The sequence below is a fragment of the Niveispirillum sp. genome (assembly GCF_052437035.1).
Lineage (GTDB): Bacteria > Pseudomonadota > Alphaproteobacteria > Azospirillales > Azospirillaceae > Niveispirillum.
This window is the reverse complement of sequence record NZ_JBQVOH010000005.1, coordinates 1-16,562: the sequence shown is the minus strand read 5'-3', so window position 1 is coordinate 16,562 and position 16,562 is coordinate 1. Positions and strand designations below refer to the sequence as shown.

General features: G+C 62.5%; 27 protein-coding genes and 1 pseudogene. 3 read left to right on the top strand and 25 right to left on the bottom strand.

The genetic code is table 11. From position 1 onward, the window contains the following. Positions 1–4: 4 nt before the first annotated feature. Positions 5–1,798, top strand: a complete 1,794-nt coding sequence (locus tag ACT6Q8_RS13820) for an acyl-CoA dehydrogenase (RefSeq protein WP_444733303.1) — start codon at positions 5–7, stop codon at positions 1,796–1,798. A 296-nt stretch (positions 1,799–2,094) separates the two neighbouring features. Continuing rightward, a complete protein-coding gene (locus ACT6Q8_RS13815) occupies positions 2,095–3,120 on the top strand; it encodes a Rieske 2Fe-2S domain-containing protein (RefSeq protein ID WP_444733302.1) in 1,026 nt (341 codons plus the stop codon). A 99-nt stretch (positions 3,121–3,219) separates the two neighbouring features. Here ACT6Q8_RS13815 and ACT6Q8_RS13810 read toward each other — a convergent pair whose 3' ends face one another. The 3 genes from ACT6Q8_RS13810 to ACT6Q8_RS13800 all read right to left on the bottom strand — a co-directional run bounded on the left by ACT6Q8_RS13810 (position 3,220) and on the right by ACT6Q8_RS13800 (position 5,860). Beyond that, positions 3,220–3,864 carry an adenylate kinase gene (locus tag ACT6Q8_RS13810; protein ID WP_054168343.1) on the bottom strand — a complete coding sequence of 215 codons (645 nt, stop codon included), beginning with the start codon at positions 3,862–3,864 and terminating at the stop codon, positions 3,220–3,222. Further along, positions 3,861–5,204, bottom strand: coding sequence for a preprotein translocase subunit SecY (gene secY, locus ACT6Q8_RS13805; protein WP_054168344.1), 1,344 nt, complete (start codon positions 5,202–5,204; stop codon positions 3,861–3,863). The genes ACT6Q8_RS13810 and secY overlap by 4 nt, the downstream gene beginning before the upstream one ends. A 278-nt stretch (positions 5,205–5,482) precedes the next feature. Continuing rightward, complete coding sequence (locus tag ACT6Q8_RS13800; RefSeq protein ID WP_444733301.1) at positions 5,483–5,860, bottom strand: VOC family protein; 378 nt, start codon at positions 5,858–5,860, stop codon at positions 5,483–5,485. Between the two features lie 60 nt (positions 5,861–5,920). Here ACT6Q8_RS13800 and ACT6Q8_RS13795 point away from each other — a divergent pair, with 60 nt between their 5' ends. Next, complete coding sequence (locus tag ACT6Q8_RS13795) at positions 5,921–6,358, top strand: MarR family winged helix-turn-helix transcriptional regulator (protein WP_054168346.1); 438 nt, start codon at positions 5,921–5,923, stop codon at positions 6,356–6,358. A 388-nt stretch (positions 6,359–6,746) separates the two neighbouring features. Here the strand turns inward: ACT6Q8_RS13795 and rplO are convergent, their stop codons facing one another. From rplO to tuf, 22 genes and pseudogenes are all read right to left on the bottom strand, one after another. Then, complete coding sequence (gene rplO / locus ACT6Q8_RS13790; RefSeq protein WP_054168347.1) at positions 6,747–7,217, bottom strand: 50S ribosomal protein L15; 471 nt, start codon at positions 7,215–7,217, stop codon at positions 6,747–6,749. A 35-nt stretch (positions 7,218–7,252) separates the two neighbouring features. Continuing rightward, the gene (gene rpmD / locus ACT6Q8_RS13785) at positions 7,253–7,444 is read right to left on the bottom strand and encodes a 50S ribosomal protein L30 (protein ID WP_054168348.1); all 192 of its coding nucleotides are present in this window, start codon (positions 7,442–7,444) and stop codon (positions 7,253–7,255) included. Next, the gene (gene rpsE / locus ACT6Q8_RS13780; RefSeq protein WP_054168349.1) at positions 7,445–8,062 is read right to left on the bottom strand and encodes a 30S ribosomal protein S5; all 618 of its coding nucleotides are present in this window, start codon (positions 8,060–8,062) and stop codon (positions 7,445–7,447) included. Positions 8,063–8,072: 10 nt separating this feature from the next. Continuing rightward, entirely contained in the window at positions 8,073–8,435 is a 363-nt protein-coding gene (gene rplR, locus ACT6Q8_RS13775) for a 50S ribosomal protein L18 (RefSeq protein ID WP_054168350.1), read from the bottom strand. Between the two features lie 11 nt (positions 8,436–8,446). Then, complete coding sequence (gene rplF / locus ACT6Q8_RS13770) at positions 8,447–8,980, bottom strand: 50S ribosomal protein L6 (protein WP_054168351.1); 534 nt, start codon at positions 8,978–8,980, stop codon at positions 8,447–8,449. Between the two features lie 13 nt (positions 8,981–8,993). After that, entirely contained in the window at positions 8,994–9,392 is a 399-nt protein-coding gene (gene rpsH, locus ACT6Q8_RS13765; RefSeq protein WP_054168352.1) for a 30S ribosomal protein S8, read from the bottom strand. A 13-nt stretch (positions 9,393–9,405) separates the two neighbouring features. Further along, positions 9,406–9,711, bottom strand: a complete 306-nt coding sequence (rpsN, locus tag ACT6Q8_RS13760; RefSeq protein ID WP_054168353.1) for a 30S ribosomal protein S14 — start codon at positions 9,709–9,711, stop codon at positions 9,406–9,408. Next, on the bottom strand, positions 9,704–10,264 hold the full coding sequence (gene rplE / locus ACT6Q8_RS13755; protein WP_054168354.1) for a 50S ribosomal protein L5: 561 nt from the start codon (positions 10,262–10,264) through the stop codon (positions 9,704–9,706). Before rplE ends, rpsN begins: the two co-directional genes overlap by 8 nt. An 8-nt stretch (positions 10,265–10,272) precedes the next feature. Continuing rightward, positions 10,273–10,590 carry a 50S ribosomal protein L24 gene (rplX, locus tag ACT6Q8_RS13750; RefSeq protein ID WP_444733451.1) on the bottom strand — a complete coding sequence of 106 codons (318 nt, stop codon included), beginning with the start codon at positions 10,588–10,590 and terminating at the stop codon, positions 10,273–10,275. Next, a complete protein-coding gene (rplN, locus tag ACT6Q8_RS13745; protein WP_054168356.1) occupies positions 10,587–10,955 on the bottom strand; it encodes a 50S ribosomal protein L14 in 369 nt (122 codons plus the stop codon). The genes rplX and rplN overlap by 4 nt, the downstream gene beginning before the upstream one ends. An 18-nt stretch (positions 10,956–10,973) precedes the next feature. Next, the gene (rpsQ, locus tag ACT6Q8_RS13740; RefSeq protein ID WP_054168357.1) at positions 10,974–11,231 is read right to left on the bottom strand and encodes a 30S ribosomal protein S17; all 258 of its coding nucleotides are present in this window, start codon (positions 11,229–11,231) and stop codon (positions 10,974–10,976) included. 13 nt (positions 11,232–11,244) lie between these two features. Further along, positions 11,245–11,451, bottom strand: a complete 207-nt coding sequence (gene rpmC / locus ACT6Q8_RS13735) for a 50S ribosomal protein L29 (protein ID WP_054168358.1) — start codon at positions 11,449–11,451, stop codon at positions 11,245–11,247. Then, positions 11,448–11,873, bottom strand: coding sequence for a 50S ribosomal protein L16 (rplP, locus tag ACT6Q8_RS13730; protein WP_054168359.1), 426 nt, complete (start codon positions 11,871–11,873; stop codon positions 11,448–11,450). Before rplP ends, rpmC begins: the two co-directional genes overlap by 4 nt. Positions 11,874–11,915: 42 nt before the next feature. Then, positions 11,916–12,593 carry a 30S ribosomal protein S3 gene (gene rpsC, locus ACT6Q8_RS13725; RefSeq protein ID WP_054168360.1) on the bottom strand — a complete coding sequence of 226 codons (678 nt, stop codon included), beginning with the start codon at positions 12,591–12,593 and terminating at the stop codon, positions 11,916–11,918. Continuing rightward, positions 12,593–12,991, bottom strand: a complete 399-nt coding sequence (gene rplV / locus ACT6Q8_RS13720) for a 50S ribosomal protein L22 (RefSeq protein WP_054168361.1) — start codon at positions 12,989–12,991, stop codon at positions 12,593–12,595. Before rplV ends, rpsC begins: the two co-directional genes overlap by 1 nt. A 2-nt stretch (positions 12,992–12,993) precedes the next feature. After that, entirely contained in the window at positions 12,994–13,272 is a 279-nt protein-coding gene (rpsS, locus tag ACT6Q8_RS13715; protein WP_054168362.1) for a 30S ribosomal protein S19, read from the bottom strand. Between the two features lie 12 nt (positions 13,273–13,284). Then, on the bottom strand, positions 13,285–14,109 hold the full coding sequence (gene rplB / locus ACT6Q8_RS13710) for a 50S ribosomal protein L2 (RefSeq protein ID WP_444733300.1): 825 nt from the start codon (positions 14,107–14,109) through the stop codon (positions 13,285–13,287). A gap of 10 nt (positions 14,110–14,119) precedes the next feature. Further along, a complete protein-coding gene (locus ACT6Q8_RS13705; protein ID WP_054168364.1) occupies positions 14,120–14,434 on the bottom strand; it encodes a 50S ribosomal protein L23 in 315 nt (104 codons plus the stop codon). Then, positions 14,431–15,051 carry a 50S ribosomal protein L4 gene (gene rplD, locus ACT6Q8_RS13700; protein ID WP_054168365.1) on the bottom strand — a complete coding sequence of 207 codons (621 nt, stop codon included), beginning with the start codon at positions 15,049–15,051 and terminating at the stop codon, positions 14,431–14,433. The genes ACT6Q8_RS13705 and rplD overlap by 4 nt, the downstream gene beginning before the upstream one ends. Positions 15,052–15,054: 3 nt before the next feature. Continuing rightward, positions 15,055–15,759 (bottom strand): 50S ribosomal protein L3, encoded by a 705-nt coding sequence (rplC, locus tag ACT6Q8_RS13695; protein ID WP_054168366.1) that lies wholly within the window; start codon positions 15,757–15,759, stop codon positions 15,055–15,057. 65 nt (positions 15,760–15,824) lie between these two features. Further along, positions 15,825–16,133 (bottom strand): 30S ribosomal protein S10, encoded by a 309-nt coding sequence (gene rpsJ, locus ACT6Q8_RS13690; RefSeq protein WP_029013602.1) that lies wholly within the window; start codon positions 16,131–16,133, stop codon positions 15,825–15,827. Between the two features lie 106 nt (positions 16,134–16,239). After that, a pseudogene (gene tuf / locus ACT6Q8_RS13685) lies at positions 16,240–16,562 on the bottom strand (elongation factor Tu); the annotation flags it as partial.

The following is a 16,562-nucleotide window of genomic DNA, read 5'->3' as shown; positions in this document are numbered from 1 at the left end:
GGGCATGAGCCGGATGGACCGTGGCGAGATCGATTTCATCCTGGATGGCTTGCTGGACCTGGACAGCTTGCTGTCCCGCCCCCGCTTCAGCCATCTGGACCGTGACGCCCTGTCCCAGGTTCTGGACACCGCCGCCGGTCTGGCAGATGAGAAGTTCGGGCCGCATTATCACGAGGCCGACAAGCACGAACCCGACCGGATCAACGGCAAGGTCGTGATGCTGCCCGCCGTGAAGGAGGCTGTTGACGCCTTTGCCGAGGCAGGGTTCCTGGCCGCCCATCACGATGAGGAACTGGGTGGGCTGCAACTGCCCTGGTGCATCGTGCAGGCGGCCTTCAGTTTCTTCCAGACGGCCAACATCGCGACCGCGGCCTATCCGTTCCTGACCATCGGCGCCGGCAACCTGATCCGCAGCTTCGGCAGCGAAGCACAGCAGGCGAAGTTCCTAGACCCCATGCTGACCGGCCGGTTCTTCGGCACCATGGCCCTGTCGGAGCCGCAGGCGGGCAGCAGCCTGGCCGATATCCGCACCAGCGCCACGCCCAATGCCGACGGTTCATACGCCATCACCGGCACCAAGCAATGGATCAGCGCCGGTGAGCATGAACTGTCGGACAATATCGTCCACATGGTCCTGGCCAAGATCAAGGGTGCGCCGGCGGGCGTGAAGGGCATCAGCCTGTTCATCGTTCCCCGCATCCGTGTGAACGATGACGGTACGCTTGGCCCCGACAATGACGTGCGGCTGGTCAGCCTGCTGCACAAGATGGGCTATCGCGGCACCACCAGCACCATCCTGTCCTTTGGCGAGGAAGGGCGCTGTCAGGGCTTCCTGGTGGGGCAAGCCCATCACGGCCTGTCCTACATGTTCCAGATGATGAACGAGGCGCGGATTGGAGTCGGGCTGGGCGCTGCCGCCCTTGGCTATGCCGGCTATCGTTACTCCGCCGAATATGCCCGCACGCGCCCACAGGGTCGCCCGCTGGAGGCGCGCGACCCGACCAGCCCCATGGTGCCGATCATTGAGCATGCCGACGTCCGCCGCATGCTGTTGCAGCAGAAGGCGGCATCGGAAGGCGCCATCGCGCTGTGCCTGCTCTGCGCCCGGCTGGTGGACGAGGAGAGGACGGCCCATGAGGAAGCCGGTCGCCGCCGCGCCAGCCTGCTGCTGGAACTGCTGACCCCCATCGCCAAGTCCTGGCCGTCGGAGCACTGCCTGGAGGCCAATAAATGGGCCATCCAGATCCTGGGTGGTTATGGATACACCCGCGATTATCCGGTGGAACAGTATTACCGCGACAACCGCCTGAACCCGATCCATGAGGGCACCTACGGCATCCAGGCCAACGACCTGCTGGGTCGCAAAGTGTTCATGGATGGCGGGGCCGCGTTTGAGGCGCTGGCCACTGAAATGGCGACCACGATTACTGCGGCAACCGCTCGTCCCACCCTTGCCGCCCATGCCGCTTGCCTGGGCGAAGCGCTGAGCCGGGTGGCCACCGTGACCGCGCATCTGGGTACGGTGCGGGCCGGCGGTCAGGTGGCGCTGTCACTGGCCAATGCCACCACCTATCTGGAAATGTTCGGACACACGGTGATGGCCTGGATCTGGCTGCGCCAGGCCCTGGTGGCCGATGCCTGGCTGACGGATGGCAAGGGCGATGCCAACCATCTGAATGGCAAGCTGGCCGCCTGCCGCTGGTTCTTCGCCCACGAACTGCCCAAGACCGTCACCCAGGCCGCCATCCTGACCAGTCTGGACCGCACCGTCCTGGATGTGGAGACGGCGTGGCTGTAAGGGCAGAGCCGTTTTTACGCGGAGCTGAATTCGGAGGTCACAAAGGCTCGGCTCCGGGCGGATTGGGCTTCGTGCAACCAGATGAAACAGAAAACAAGGGGGTGTTACATGGGGTACACCCTTGCCATCGCGAAAGCCGATGGCTTTCGGTGCGCACAGACATGGGAATGGCGTTGATGCGTCGCATTGTATCAGGGATCGCACGGGAAGTCAGCAGTTCGGGCCTCTGTGCCGCCTGACCTGCGGTCCCTGTCCTGCTATGGTGCGACGCTCCCCCGCCGCTCATGTGATGCTTCATGACCAGCTTGTTCCTTACCGATATCTGGTACTTCGCCCTGCCATCCGCCGCCCTGAAGCGGGGAAGGATGCAGGCGAAGACTCTGCTAGGACAGCCGGTCCTGTTCGCCAGGGACAATGACGGCAACGCCTTCGCGCTGCGCGATATCTGCCCGCACCGGGGCATTCCCCTGTCCTGTGGCCGATTCGATGGCCGGGAGGTGGAGTGCCGCTATCATGGCTGGCGCTTTGACGGCGGTGGCGGATGCACCGCCATCCCCTCCCTGGTCCCGGACCAGGATTTCGATTTCAGCCGTATCAAGGTTCGCCGGTATCCGGTGGCAGAGGCGCAGGGCAATCTCTGGATCTGGATGGGCGATAGCGAACCGGAGGGTGAGCCGCCGCAGATGCCCGATATGGAAGGAAGGGTGCCCAACCTGACGGAGGTCATGCATTTCCCCTGCCCCGTCGATCATGCCGTCATCGGTCTTATGGACCCGGCCCATGGGCCCTTCGTGCATCAAAGCTGGTTCTGGCGGTCCTCCCGCTCCATCCATGAAAAGGCCAAGGCCTTCGGTCCCGCCCCTTTCGGCTTTGCCATGAAACGGCACCGGCCCTCCTCCAACTCCGCCGCCTATAAGCTGCTAGGGGGCGCACCGGAGACGGAGATCACCTTCCGGCTTCCCGGTGTGCGGACCGAACATATCGCCGCCGGTCGGCACCGCATCGTCAACCTGACCACCGTCACGCCACTGGACGCCAACAACACCGAGGTCACCAACAGCTTCTACTGGACCCTGGGCTGGGCCGATCTGGCCAGGCCGATCCTGCGCCGCTTCGTGCGCCGCTTCCTGGGCCAGGATCGTGACGTGGTGGTGATGCAGCAGAAGGGGCTGGCCCATGACCCGACATTGATGCTGATCAAGGATGCCGACACCCAGGCACGCTGGTATCACCAGCTGAAAAACGAGTATCAGCGCGCACGGGCCGAAGGACGGGATTTTGTCAATCCGGTGAAGGATACGGTTCTGCGCTGGAGAAGTTAGGGCTTTGCGATCCCCGTAGCGTAGCGCGGATAAAAAAAAAGGGGGCGGTCACCATGTCGGCGACCGCCCCTTTTTCATTCCCTCAACCGACCCGACGGATCAGCCTATGATAGCTTCCAGCTGACGGGTAACCTCATCGATCTCCGCCATGCCGTCCACCTGCTTCAACACGCCGCGAGAGGCGTAGTAGGGCAGGATGGGGGCCGTATCGCGCTCGTAAGCGGCCAGACGCTTGCCAAAGGTTTCGGCATTGTCATCGGCACGGCGCGTGAACTCCGTCGAGCCGCAATTGTCGCAGGTACCCGCGACCGCCGTCGGCTTGAACGTATCGTGATAGCCGGTACCGCACTTGGCGCAGGTAAAGCGGCCCGTGACGCGGGTGACGAGGGCAGCCCCGTCCACCTTCATCTCGATCACATGATCCAGCTTCAGGCCCTTATCGGCCAGCATGCTGTCCAGCGCGGCGGCCTGCGGCACGGTACGCGGGAAACCGTCCAGGATGAAGCCCTTGGCACAGTCCGGCTGATCGATCCGTTCGGAGATCATCGCGATCATGACCTCGTCCGGCACCAACTGCCCCGCCTTCATGATGGCATCGGCGCGCTGGCCCAGCTCCGACCCGCTGCGCACGGCTGCGCGCAGCATGTCGCCCGTCGAAAGCTGTACGGTACCGTACTTCTTCTCCAGACGCTGGGACTGCGTCCCCTTACCGGCGCCCGGCGGACCCAACAGAATGAGGTTCATCCACGTCTCCCACGCAGCTTGGCCTTCTTGATCAGTCCTTCATACTGATGCGCCAGCAGGTGGGAGTGGATCTGCGCCACGGTATCCATGGTCACCGTGACCATGATCAGCAGGCTGGTACCACCGAAATAGAAAGCGGCCCCATATTCCGCCATCATGATTTCCGGCAGCAAGCAGACCACCGTGATGTAGGCGGCCCCCACCACCGTCAAACGGGTCAGCACGAAGTCCAGATAATCGGCCGTGTTCTTGCCGGGCCGGATGCCCGGAATGAACCCGCCATACTTCTTCAGATTCTCGGCCGTTTCGGTCGGGTTGAAGACGATGGCGGTATAGAAGAAACAGAAGAAAACGATCAGCGCGGTGTACAGCACCATGTAGAGCGGCGTGCCATGCGCGACGAAGCGGGTGATCGTGGCCAGCCATTCCGGCCCACCGGCCGACGAGAAACCGACCGCCGTCAGCGGCAGCAGCAGCAGCGACGAGGCGAAGATGGGCGGGATGACGCCAGCGGTATTCAGCTTCAGCGGCAGGTGCGAAGCCTCCCCGCCATACATCTTGTTGCCCATCTGGCGCTTGGGATACTGCACGATCAGGCGGCGCTGTGCGCGTTCGAAGAACACGATTCCCGTGATCACGATGACCGCCAGAACCAGCAGGCCCAGGATGAACCAAGTGCTCATGGCACCGGTGCGGCCCAGCTCCAGAATCTGCGCCAAGGCACCCGGCAACGCGGCCACGATGCCGGCAAAGATGATCAGCGAAATGCCATTGCCAACGCCCCGGGCCGTGATCTGCTCACCCAGCCACATCAGGAACATGGTGCCACCGACCATGGTGATGACGGTCGACAGGCGGAAGAACCAGCCCGGATCGATCACCACACCGCCGCCAGCCTGGTTCATGCCCTCCAGGCCTAAGGACAGGCCATAGGACTGCACCAGGGCAAGAGCCACCGTCAGGTAGCGGGTATACTGGTTCAGACGCTTGCGGCCCGACTCGCCTTCCTTCTTCAACGTCTCCAGCGACGGGGCAACAGCCGTCATCAACTGGATGATAATCGACGCCGAAATGTAGGGCATGATGTTGAGCGCGAAGATCGACATGCGCTCAACGGCACCACCAGCGAACATGTTGAACATGCCCAGGATGCCGCCCGACTGATTGGCGAAGAAGCTGGCGAAGGCGCCGGAATCGATACCCGGCAGAGGAATGTAGGTTCCCAGGCGGTAGACGATCAACGCCCCCAGGGTAAACCAAATCCGCTTCTTCAGTTCCGTGGCCTTCGAGAAGGCACCGAAATTGATGTTGGCGGCAAGCTGTTCAGCGGCGGATGCCATAAAAGGCCTCTTGGCAAGTCACTGGTCCGGCCGAAACGGAGGGCCGGCCACTCTCACGCGTATCAACAGGACATAGGGGCATGTGGTCAACATGAAAAACACCAGCACCAGTATGCCATGTGCATCTGGCAGGTGTCCGTTACACCACCGGACCCGGCATCCGGGCTGTCAACCGCCGTTATTCTTTCCGACCATAGGGGTAAGGCCATCGCGCGGCAGGGTCAATGCCACCAATGTAGGGGCTGCGGCATCTTGTGCCGATCATGCGGGGGAGGGGTTCAGGCCGCGTCAGTCTCGCTCATCAGGCCCACCATGTTCCCCTCGCTGTCGCGGCAGATGGAGAGATGGATATCCTTGCCGCCAACCCGTGCAATGAGGTGGGCCGGCTGTATGACGGGCGCGCCGGCAGCCTCCAGCGCGGCCTGTGCTGCCGTTGCGTCGGGTACGTTGTAGTAAAGGATGGGGCCGGCAACCTGCTCCTGCCCTTCTTGCGGCCCCAGCATCAGGCGGGTCTGGCCGCACTGAAAGAAGGCCAGCGACGGCGGCGCGTCGAACAGATGCGTAAGCCCCAACACATCCCGGTAAAAGGCGCGGGCGCGGTCCAGGTTTTGAACCGGAACGGCGACCTGCACGATATGCGAGGGGTTCAAGCCCATGGATCACCTACCCGCCGGATGATAATGTTTAGCTGAAGATAATTATTAGCAAAGCTAACAATGTCCGTAAAGCATCCCCATGATTGGCCGGACAGCGTTGCCGAGCGGCTGCATGCTGCGTCTATCCGGCTGCTGCGGCTATTGCGGCGAGAAGATGATGATAGCGGTCTGACGGCACCACGTCTGTCGGCGCTGTCGGTGCTGGTCTTCGGGGGGCCCCGGTCCCTGGGCGAGTTGGCGGCAGCGGAACAGGTGCGCCCGCCCACCATGAGCCGGATCGTCGATGCGCTGGCGGCGGCGGCACTGGTCAGCCGTGATCCCGACCCGACAGACCGGCGCGGGGTTCGCATCACCGCAACGGAGGCCGGACGCGCCCTGCTCCTGGCCGGACGGGCCCGCCGGGTTGCCGCACTGGAGGCGCGACTGGCGCCATTGACGGTGGAAGAGCGGCAGGTATTGCAGCGTGGCGTGGAGATTCTGGAGCGCGTTCTGCGCTGACGCGCCATCCATGAATGCCAAACGCAAAGACGCCCGGCTCAATCAAGCCGGGCGCCCTTCGCAGCCATATCTCAAGAATTCCCGCCACATTTGAAATCTTGAACGCCAAACATGCTGGGCACTCCAAATGCCTCGGCTGTAATGCGCCGATGCGGATGGTGACCGGGCAGTGCCTAGCGGTGTTTGCCGCCTTTGCCGCCCCAGTGCGTCACCATCGGTGCCACGCCTTGATAACAACATAAGCAACTTACTAACGTCAAGTCGTTTATCATAGTGGCATCGAATGTCACATGCCTGCTTGGCCGGGGCGGAGGGCCGAAACGCAACAAGGCCCCGGATCGCTCCGGGGCCCTGTCACGTACTTTACCAACGGCGTTGGCAGAACCGATCAGGCCTCAACGGCCGGCAGGTTCACCTTGCCACCAGCAGCCTCGACCGCGGCGACGGCACCGGCGGAAGCGCCAGCCACGTCGAAGGTCACGGCGGCCTTGATGGCGCCCTTGTTCAGCAGACGCACGCCGTCGGCGGAGACACGCACCAGGCCGGCCTTGACCAGCGCTTCGGCGTTTACCGTCTCGGCAGCGTTCAGACGACCGTCATCGATGGCCTTCTGCACAGCGCCCACGTTGACCACGGAGTAATCCTTGGCGAACGGAACGTTGGAGAAGCCACGCTTCGGCAGACGGCGATGCAGGGGCATCTGGCCGCCTTCGAAGCCCTTGATCGAGACGCCCGTACGGGACTTCTGACCCTTGACGCCACGGCCACCGGTCTTGCCCTTACCGGACCCGATACCGCGACCGATGCGCATGCGAAGCTTGCGTGCGCCCGGGTTTTCACTGATTTCGTTGAGCTTCATGGTCTTGATCCTTCAGGCCGTATCGGGGAAACCTCTTACGAGGCCTCCTCGACGCGCACGAGGTGCCGAACCTTGTTGATCATCCCACGAACAGCCGGCGTATCTTCCAGCTCGCGGGTGCGGTTCAGCTTGTTGAGACCCAGACCGATCAGGGTCGCACGCTGGTCGCCCTGGCGGCCAATCGGGCTCCCCGTCTGGGTCACGATGACGGTGTTCTTGTCAGCCATTTACGCGGCCTCCTTCTCGCCTTCGCGCTTGCCCAGGATATCGGACACGCGACGACCACGACGGGCAGCCACCGAACGCGGGCTGACGCACTGCGTCAGAGCGTCGAAGGTCGCCTTGATCATGTTGTGCGGGTTGGAAGTACCGACCGACTTGGTCACCACGTCCGCCACGCCCAGGGCTTCGAAGATGGCGCGCATCGGGCCACCCGCGATGATGCCGGTACCCGGAGGAGCGGCACGGAGCACGACCTTGCCGGCACCGAAGTGACCGAAAACGTCATGATGCAACGTGCGACCCTCGCGCAGCGGCACGCGGATCATCGAACGCTTGGCCTGCTCAGTAGCCTTGCGGATGGCCTCCGGCACTTCGCGGGCCTTGCCCGAACCGACGCCGACGCGACCCTTCGCGTCGCCGACAACCACAATGGCAGCGAAGCCGAAGCGACGGCCACCCTTGACCACCTTGGCGACGCGGTTGATCCCGACGAGCTTTTCGACGAGATCATCGCCCTCGCGTTCCTCACGACGATCACGGTTGTCGCGATCGCGGCGCTCGCCACGATCGCGGCCACGCCGCTCATTCTCGCCGCCGGCCGCGCTGTTCTCATTACGAGCCATGCTAACCCCCTTAGAACTGCAGGCCGGCTTCGCGGGCGGCGTCGGCCAAAGCCTTCACACGCCCGTGATACAGGTACTGACCACGATCGAAGTAAACGGTGGTGACGCCTGCGGCGACAGCGCGTTCGGCAATCAGCTTGCCGACGGACTTTGCCGCCTCGGTGTCCGCCCCGGTCTTCAGGCCTTCGCGCAGATCCTTTTCCAGGGTCGACGCAGAAACCAGCGTACGGCCGGCCTCGTCGTCGATGATCTGGGCATAGATGTGCTGGCTCGACCGGAAGACCGAGAGACGAGCGCGCCCGCTGCCGACCTTGCGGAGCCGGGCGCGCACCCGCGCCTTGCGGCGCTGGTTGAGATCTTTTTGCTTGCTCATCGTCGTCCGCCTTACTTCTTCTTGCCTTCTTTGCGGATGATCGTCTCATTATCGTACTTGACGCCCTTGCCCTTGTAGGGCTCAGGCGGACGATAGGAGCGGATCTCCGCAGCGATCTGACCAACTTGCTGCTTGTCAGCACCGCTGATCGAGATGGACGTCGGCTTGTCGCACTTCATCGTGATACCCGCGGGAATGGGGTAGCGGATGTCGTGCGAGAAACCCAGGTTCAGCACCAGCTCCGAACCAGCAACGGCGGCCTTGTAGCCGACGCCGGTGATTTCGAGATTGCGGGTGAAACCCTTGTCCACACCGGTCACCAGGTTGGCAACGTTGGTACGGGCGGTGGCCCAGTTCTGGCGAGCGCGGACCGTTTCGGTCCGCGGCAGGACGACAACATTGCCGCCCTCCAGCTTGGCCTCGATTTCGTCGATCAAGTTCAAGCTGAGCTGACCCAGCTTGCCCTTGGCGGTGACAGTCTGACCGGTGACCTGGACGGTAACGCCGGCCGGCACCGGCACCGGATGCTTTCCGATACGGGACATGTGGCCGTGCTCCTTAGAACACCTTGCAGAGGACTTCGCCGCCAACATTGGCAGCGCGGGCCTCTACATCAGACATGACGCCGCGAGGCGTCGACAGGATCGAAATACCGAGGCCATTATAGACCCGCGGCAGATCGGCGATCTTCGAATAGATGCGGCGGCCCGGCTTGGAAACGCGGTGCACTTCCTTGATAACCGGCTCGCCTTCGAAGTACTTCAGTTCGATGCGCAGGGACTGCACACCGGGACGGTCTTCCTCCACGGCATAACCGCGGATGTAACCTTCACGCTTCAGGACTTCCAGCACATTGGTGCGGAGCTTCGACGCGGGGCTCGTCACGACCGACATACGGGCTTTCTGACCGTTACGAATACGGGTCAGCATATCGCCCAGGGGATCGCTCAGGCTCATTACCCGACCCTCCTTACCAGCTGGACTTGGTCATGCCCGGGATCTGGCCATTGCTGGCGAGATCACGCAGGGCGACACGGCACAAACGGAACTTGCGATAGAAGGCGCGCGGACGCCCCGTCAGCTCGCAACGGTTCCGGATGCGGGTACGGCTGCCATTGCGGGGCAGCTGCGCCAGCTTCAGGACAGCCGTGAAACGCTCCTCATCGGAGAGTTCGCGGTTCTTAGCGGTCGCCTTGAGGGCGGTGCGCTTTTCCCGGTGCTTGGCCGCCAGTTCGGTGCGGCGCTTGTTCTTCTCGATAGAGCTCTTCTTAGCCATTGGTCCCCGCCTCCCCGGCGAAAGGCATGTCAAAACCCTTCAGGAGAGCCTTGGCTTCCTTGTCGGTCTTGGCCGTGGTGACGAAGATGATGTCCATGCCGCGGATATCGTCCACCTTATCGTAGTCGATTTCCGGGAAAATCAGCTGTTCCTTCAGGCCCAGCGCGTAGTTCCCGCGGCCATCGAACGCGTTGCCGTTAATACCGCGGAAGTCGCGGACGCGCGGCAGCGCGATGGTGACCAGACGATCCAGGAACTCATACATGCGATCGGCGCGCAGGGTGACCTTGCAACCGATCGGCATGCCTTCGCGCAGCTTGAACTGGGCGATGGACTTGCGAGCCTTCGTGATCACGGGCTTCTGGCCGGTGATCGCAGCCAGCTCAGCGGCAGCCTGCGTCACCTTCTTGCCGTCGCTGGCGGCTTCGCCAACGCCCATGTTGATCACGATCTTTTCGAGACGCGGAATCTGCATGTCGTTGGCGTAGTTGAACTCCGCCTTCAACTTTGCACGCAGGGTCGCGTCGTAGCGTTCTTTCATACGAGCAGCCATGGCGCGCCTCACTCGATCACTTCGCCGGAAGCCCTGGCGAAACGGACCTTGCGGCCGTCTTCCAGCGTCCGGAAGCCGACGCGGGTCGGCTTGTTGGTCTTCGGGTCGAGAATGGCGACGTTGGACAGGTCCAGTGCCGCTTCGATCTCGACGATGCCGCCCTGCTGCATCGGGGTCTGACGCTGGTGCTTCTTCACCAGGTTGACACCGCGCACCTTGACACGGCCCTCGGATGGCAGAACGGCAATAACTTCGCCGGTCTTGCCCTTGTCCTTACCGGTGATGACAGCGACCTTGTCGCCCTTACGGATCTTCGCAGCCATCAGAGCACCTCCGGCGCCAGCGAAATGATCTTCATGAACTTCTTGCCACGCAGCTCACGGGTCACGGGCCCGAAAATGCGCGTACCGATCGGCTCGCCCTGCTTGTTGATCAGCACGGCAGCGTTACGGTCGAAGCGGATGACGGAACCGTCCTCACGGCGCAGTTCCTTGGCGGTGCGAACGATGACCGCGCGCTGCACGTCACCCTTCTTAACACGGCCGCGCGGGATGGCCTCCTTCACCGACACGACGATAACATCGCCGATGGCGGCGAAGCGACGACCAGCGCCGCCCAGCACCTTGATGCACTGCACCCGGCGCGCGCCGCTATTGTCCGCGACTTCCAGGTTGGTTTGCATCTGAATCATGGAATGTCTTCCTTATCTTCAGGCGTTCGGAGTGTCGCCAGCGGCCGGAGCCACGACGACGGTCCACCGCTTCGACTTGGAGATCGGACGGCATTCTTCGATCTGGACGGTGTCGCCGATCTTGAACGCGTTCGCCTCGTCGTGGGCGGCGTACTTCTTGGACTGTTTGATGAACTTCTTATACACAGGATGCATAACGCGACGTTCGACGAGCACGGTGACGGTCTTGTCACCCTTGTCGGACACCACGGTACCCTGCAGGACGCGACGGGGCATCGTTAACCCCTCCTCAGGACGCGGACGCAGCAGAAACCTGCTGGCCCAGGATGGTCTTGATGCGGGCGATGTCGCGACGCACCACACGAACCCGCGCAGTATTCTCCAGCTGGCCGGAAGCCTTCTGGAAACGCAGGTTGAACTGTTCCTTCTTGAGCTGGAGGAGCTGATCGTTCAGCTCGTCCGTGCTCTTGCCGCGAAGGTCAGTAGCCTTCGTCATGCCTCACCCCCTTCACCCAGACGGGTGACCATACGCACCTTGATCGGCAGCTTTGCAGCAGCCAGCTCGAAAGCGCGGGTGGCCAGCTCAGCAGGCACACCATCGACTTCGAACATGATACGGCCCGGCGCAACGCGCGCGGCCCAGAATTCGGGCGAACCCTTACCGGAACCCATGCGCACTTCCGCCGGCTTCGAGGACACGGGCAGATCCGGGAAAATCCGGATCCAAACGCGGCCCTGACGCTTCAGGTGGCGGGTGATAGCGCGACGCGCCGACTCGATCTGACGGGCCGTAATACGCATCGGCTCGACAGCTTTCAAGCCGAAAGCGCCGAAATTCAGTGTGGTACCGCCCTTGGAGGCGCCGTGGATACGACCCTTGTGCGCCTTGCGGTACTTAGTACGCTTCGGACTCAGCATGGCATGTAGCCTTCTCTATATCCCTTGCCAGTATCCGGATGATCAGCGAGCAGCCGTCTGTTCCGCGGCGCGCTTGTCCTGCGCCATCGGATCATGGGCCAGCACTTCACCCTTGAACACCCACACCTTGACACCGCAGGTGCCGTAGGTGGTCTTCGCGGTGCCAACACCATAGTCGATGTCAGCACGCAGGGTGTGCAGCGGAACGCGGCCTTCGCGGTACCATTCGATACGCGCAATTTCCGCGCCGCCCAGACGGCCGGAGCAGTTAATACGGATGCCCTGGGCGCCCAGACGCATCGCCGACTGCACTGCGCGCTTCATGGCGCGACGGAACGCCACGCGGCGCTCCAGCTGGCTGGCGATGTTCTCGGCGATCAGGCGGGCGTCCAGCTCCGGCTTGCGGATCTCGACGATGTTCAGATTGACCTCGGAACCGGCCATCTTGCTGAGTTCGAGACGCAGCTTTTCGATGTCCGCACCCTTCTTGCCGATCACCACACCCGGACGGGCCGTGTGGATGGTGACGCGGGCCTTCTTGGCCGGACGCTCGATGATGACGCGGCTGACGCCGGCTGCCTGCAGACGAGTCTGCAGGTAACCGCGCAGCTTCAGATCCTGATGGAGCAGCTTTGCATAGTCACGACCAGCGTACCAGCGGCTGTCCCACGTCCGGTTGATACCGACGCGCAGGCCGATCGGATTGACTTTCTGACCCATTATTCAGCGGCCCCCTCGGCCTTGTCCTCAGCGCGCTCACGCACGATCACGGTCAGGTTGCTGAACAGCTTCTCGACACGGGCGCCACGACCGCGAGCGCGGGCATGGAAACGCTTCATGACCAGAGCCTTGCCGACCGTCGCGTGGGACACGAACAGGCGGTCAACGTCCAGCTGGTGGTTGTTCTCGGCGTTCGCGATGGCGGACTGGAGGACCTTCTTCACTTCGCCAGCGATACGACGCTTGGAAAATGTCAGAAGGGCGACAGCTTCACCAGCGGACTTTCCACGGATCAGCTGTGCAACCAGGTTCAGCTTCTGCGGGCTCGTGCGGATCATTCCGCCGAACGCCTTGGCCTCAGTCTCGCTGAGGCGCCGTTCTGCAGCCGGCTTTCCCATGATTACTTCCTCTTCGCCTTCTTGTCGGCCGCATGGCCGTAGAACGTACGGGTCGGCGAGAACTCACCGAACTTGTGACCGATCATATTCTCGGTCACCAGCACCGGCACGAACTTCTGGCCATTGTAGACGCCGAAGGTCAGACCAACGAAATGCGGCAGGATCGTGGAACGACGCGACCAGATCTTGATGATCTCGTTGCGGCCCGACGCACGCGCCTTGTCTGCCTTCTTCAACAGGTAGCCGTCAACGAACGGCCCCTTCCAAACGGAACGAGTCACGGCAGCACTCCCTTACTTAGCGCGGCGGCGGATAATGAGCTTATCCGTGCCCTTGTTCTGACGCGTCTTCTTACCCTTGGTCGGCTTGCCCCACGGCGTAACCGGGTGACGGCCACCGGAGGTGCGGCCTTCACCACCACCGTGCGGGTGATCGATCGGGTTCATGGCGACGCCGCGAACGGACGGACGCTTGCCCAGCCAGCGGTTACGACCGGCCTTGGCGATGACCACGTTGGACTGGTCCGGATTGGACACAGCGCCGATGGTGGCCATGCACTCGCCACGGACCATGCGCAGCTCGCCCGAGGGGAGCTTCAGCTGAGCATAGCCCTGGTCGCGACCGACCAGCTGCAGGTACGTGCCGGCGGAACGAGCCAGCTGACCACCCTTGCCGGCCTTCAGCTCCACATTGTGGACGATGGTTCCGACGGGGATGTTCTTCAGCGGCATCGCGTTGCCGGGCTTCACGTCCACCTTCTCGCCGGAGATGACAACGTCACCGGCCTTCAGGCGCTGCGGAGCCAGAATGTAAGAGAGGGTGCCGTCCGTGTACTTCACCAGAGCGATGAAGCCGGTACGGTTGGGGTCATATTCCAGGCGCTCAACGGTCGCCGGCATATCAAACTTCGTACGCTTGAAGTCGATGATGCGGTACGTGCGCTTGTGACCGCCACCCATGCGGCGGGCGGTGATGCGACCCGTGTTGTTGCGACCGCCGGAGCCGGAGAGGCCCTCGGTCAGCATCTTGACGGGCTTGCCCTTGTGCAGTTCCGAACGGTCCACCAGTACCAGCTGGCGGAGGCTCGGCGTAATCGGACGGAAAGTCTTCAAAGCCATAGCTCTACCCTCACACGCCGGTGGTCACGTCGATGGAGCTGCCCTCGGCGAGGGTAACCACGGCCTTCTTGTAGTCCGACCGGCGACCGATCGTCCCACGGAAGCGCTTGGTCTTCCCCTTGACCACGGAGGTATTCACCGCCGTGACCGTCACCTTGAACAGGCCTTCAACCGCGGCCTTGATCTCGGGCTTCGTCGCATCCATGCGCACCTTGAAGGTGACCTGATTGTGCTCGGAACCCATGGTGGCCTTCTCGGTTATCACGGGCGCGACGACGACGTCGTACATGCGCTCGGCCGAGATTGTCTTCTTGCTCGTGCTCATTTCAGGCGAGCCTCCAGCTGCTCGACAGCGTTGCGCGTCAGGACGAGAACGTCCCTGCGCAGGATGTCGTACACGTTGGCGCCCTGTTCCGGCAGCACGTCAATGTGCGGGATGTTACCGGCGGCACGGGCGAAATTCACATCAACGTTGGAACCGTCGATGATCAGCGCCGACTTCAGACCCAGGGCCTGCAGCTGACCGAACAGCACCTTGGTCTTGTGGCTATCGGCCTTAGCGGCCTCAAGCACGACCAGCTTGCCTTCGGCGGCCTTGACCGACAGGGCGGTCTTCAGGGCCAGCTTGCGGACCTTCTTGGTCAGGTCATGTTCGTGGGAACGAACGACCGGCCCGAAAATACGCGCGCCACCGCGGAACTGCGGCGAACGCAGCGAACCCTGACGGGCGCGACCGGTGCCCTTCTGGCGCCACGGCTTCTTGGTGGTGCCGGAGATCTCGGAGATCGTCTTGGCCTTGTGGGTACCAGCGCGGCGCTTGGCCAGCTGCCACAGCACCATGCGAGCCAGGATGTCCTGACGGGCCGGGAGGCCGAACACGTCTTCCGACAGCTCAATCTCGCCGACGGTTTCGTTGTTCAGATTCTTGATGGACGTCTTCATTTATCAGCCCTCCGCCGCGACAGCTTCAGCAGCCGGAGCACGGAAGGCGCCGGGGAACGGCACGCCCTCGGGCAGCTTCTTCTTGACGGCGTCCTTGACGAGGACGAAAGCGCCCTCATGGCCCGGGACAGCGCCCTTGACCAGGATCAGACCGCGCTCGGCGTCGACCGACACGACCTTCAGGTTCTGGACGGTGACGGTGTCGACACCCATGTGACCGGGCATCTTCTTGTTCTTGAAGGTCTTACCGGGATCCTGACGGCCACCGGTCGAACCGATGGAGCGGTGCGACACGGACACGCCGTGGGTCGCACGCAGACCGCCGAAATTCCAGCGCTTCATACCGCCGGCAAAACCCTTACCCAGGGTAGTGCCCTGCACGTCCACGAACTGGCCGGAAACGAAATGATCCGCGGTCAGCTCAGCACCAACCTCAATCAGGTTAGCGGGAGCCACGCGGAACTCGACGAGCTTCTTCTTCGGCTCGACCTTGGCCTTGGCGAACACCTCACGCTGGGCCTTGGCGACGTTCTTCACCTTGGCCTTGACGGCGCCGAGCTGGAGGGCGGTGTAGCCATCCTTCTCTTCCGTCTTGTGGGCGACGACCTGGACCTGGTCCAGCTTCAGCACAGTCACCGGCACGCTTTCACCCTCGTCTGTGAAGACGCGGGTCATGCCGACCTTCTGCGCGATCAATCCGGATCGCATCTGTTTTTCTCCATAACTCGGGACATCCTCAGATCGGGAGAGGTCCCGTACTCCACCAAACTAGATTACAGCTTGATTTCGACGTCGACGCCGGCAGCCAGGTCGAGCTTCATCAGCGCATCAACCGTCTGGGGCGTCGGATCGACGATATCCAGCAGACGCTTGTGGGTGCGAATCTCGAACTGCTCACGCGACTTCTTGTCGATGTGCGGGCTGCGGTTCACCGTGAACTTTTCCAGCTGCGTGGGCAGCGGAATCGGACCGCGGACGCGCGCACCGGTCCGCTTCGCGGTGTTGACGATCTCGCTGGTGCTCTGGTCGAGCACGCGATGATCAAACGCCTTAAGGCGGATCCGGATATTCTGATTGTCCATGTCCTAGACCCCAAAAAGAGCAGGGTTTATACCCAAAGAGTGGGCCGACCCCAAGTACTTTCGGGCCGGCCCCACCACATTGCTGTGATGCGTCGAAGCGATAGGCTTACTTGACGATCTTCGACACAACGCCGGCGCCGACGGTACGACCGCCTTCACGGATGGCGAAGCGCAGGCCTTCGTCCATGGCGATCGGGGCGATCAGCTTCACGGCGAAGCGGATGTTGTCGCCGGGCATCACCATTTCCGTACCTTCCGGCAGGGTCACCGAACCGGTGACGTCCGTGGTGCGGAAGTAGAACTGCGGACGATAGTTGGCGAAGAACGGGGTGTGACGACCGCCTTCTTCCTTCGTCAGGATGTAGGTCTCGGCCTCGAAGTCCGTGTGCGGGTTGATCGAGCCGGGCTTGGCCAGAACCTGACCGCGCT

What these genes read in the sequence shown, in the direction of transcription:
- rpmD (WP_054168348.1), bottom strand. Translation starts at nt 7,444, where the DNA reads ATGGCTGACAAGAACACCGTCATCGTGACCCAGACGGGGAGCCCGATT.
- ACT6Q8_RS13820 (WP_444733303.1), top strand. Translation starts at nt 5, where the DNA reads ATGAGCCGGATGGACCGTGGCGAGATCGATTTCATCCTGGATGGCTTG.
- rpsH (WP_054168352.1), bottom strand. Translation starts at nt 9,392, where the DNA reads ATGAGCCTGAGCGATCCCCTGGGCGATATGCTGACCCGTATTCGTAAC.
- secY (WP_054168344.1), bottom strand. Translation starts at nt 5,204, where the DNA reads ATGGCATCCGCCGCTGAACAGCTTGCCGCCAACATCAATTTCGGTGCC.
- rplN (WP_054168356.1), bottom strand. Translation starts at nt 10,955, where the DNA reads ATGATTCAGATGCAAACCAACCTGGAAGTCGCGGACAATAGCGGCGCG.
- ACT6Q8_RS13795 (WP_054168346.1), top strand. Translation starts at nt 5,921, where the DNA reads ATGTCCGTAAAGCATCCCCATGATTGGCCGGACAGCGTTGCCGAGCGG.
- rpsC (WP_054168360.1), bottom strand. Translation starts at nt 12,593, where the DNA reads ATGGGTCAGAAAGTCAATCCGATCGGCCTGCGCGTCGGTATCAACCGG.
- rplB (WP_444733300.1), bottom strand. Translation starts at nt 14,109, where the DNA reads ATGGCTTTGAAGACTTTCCGTCCGATTACGCCGAGCCTCCGCCAGCTG.
- ACT6Q8_RS13705 (WP_054168364.1), bottom strand. Translation starts at nt 14,434, where the DNA reads ATGAGCACGAGCAAGAAGACAATCTCGGCCGAGCGCATGTACGACGTC.
- rpsE (WP_054168349.1), bottom strand. Translation starts at nt 8,062, where the DNA reads ATGGCTCGTAATGAGAACAGCGCGGCCGGCGGCGAGAATGAGCGGCGT.
- rplV (WP_054168361.1), bottom strand. Translation starts at nt 12,991, where the DNA reads ATGGGAAAGCCGGCTGCAGAACGGCGCCTCAGCGAGACTGAGGCCAAG.
- rplO (WP_054168347.1), bottom strand. Translation starts at nt 7,217, where the DNA reads ATGAAGCTCAACGAAATCAGTGAAAACCCGGGCGCACGCAAGCTTCGC.
- rplP (WP_054168359.1), bottom strand. Translation starts at nt 11,873, where the DNA reads ATGCTGAGTCCGAAGCGTACTAAGTACCGCAAGGCGCACAAGGGTCGT.
- rpmC (WP_054168358.1), bottom strand. Translation starts at nt 11,451, where the DNA reads ATGACGAAGGCTACTGACCTTCGCGGCAAGAGCACGGACGAGCTGAAC.
- rpsJ (WP_029013602.1), bottom strand. Translation starts at nt 16,133, where the DNA reads ATGGACAATCAGAATATCCGGATCCGCCTTAAGGCGTTTGATCATCGC.
- ACT6Q8_RS13815 (WP_444733302.1), top strand. Translation starts at nt 2,095, where the DNA reads ATGACCAGCTTGTTCCTTACCGATATCTGGTACTTCGCCCTGCCATCC.
- rpsQ (WP_054168357.1), bottom strand. Translation starts at nt 11,231, where the DNA reads ATGCCCCGTCGCGTCCTGCAGGGTACCGTGGTGTCCGACAAGGGTGAC.
- rplD (WP_054168365.1), bottom strand. Translation starts at nt 15,051, where the DNA reads ATGAAGACGTCCATCAAGAATCTGAACAACGAAACCGTCGGCGAGATT.
- rplF (WP_054168351.1), bottom strand. Translation starts at nt 8,980, where the DNA reads ATGTCCCGTATCGGAAAGCATCCGGTGCCGGTGCCGGCCGGCGTTACC.
- rpsN (WP_054168353.1), bottom strand. Translation starts at nt 9,711, where the DNA reads ATGGCTAAGAAGAGCTCTATCGAGAAGAACAAGCGCCGCACCGAACTG.
- rplE (WP_054168354.1), bottom strand. Translation starts at nt 10,264, where the DNA reads ATGGCTGCTCGTATGAAAGAACGCTACGACGCGACCCTGCGTGCAAAG.
- ACT6Q8_RS13800 (WP_444733301.1), bottom strand. Translation starts at nt 5,860, where the DNA reads ATGGGCTTGAACCCCTCGCATATCGTGCAGGTCGCCGTTCCGGTTCAA.
- rplC (WP_054168366.1), bottom strand. Translation starts at nt 15,759, where the DNA reads ATGCGATCCGGATTGATCGCGCAGAAGGTCGGCATGACCCGCGTCTTC.
- ACT6Q8_RS13810 (WP_054168343.1), bottom strand. Translation starts at nt 3,864, where the DNA reads ATGAACCTCATTCTGTTGGGTCCGCCGGGCGCCGGTAAGGGGACGCAG.
- rplR (WP_054168350.1), bottom strand. Translation starts at nt 8,435, where the DNA reads ATGAGCAAGCAAAAAGATCTCAACCAGCGCCGCAAGGCGCGGGTGCGC.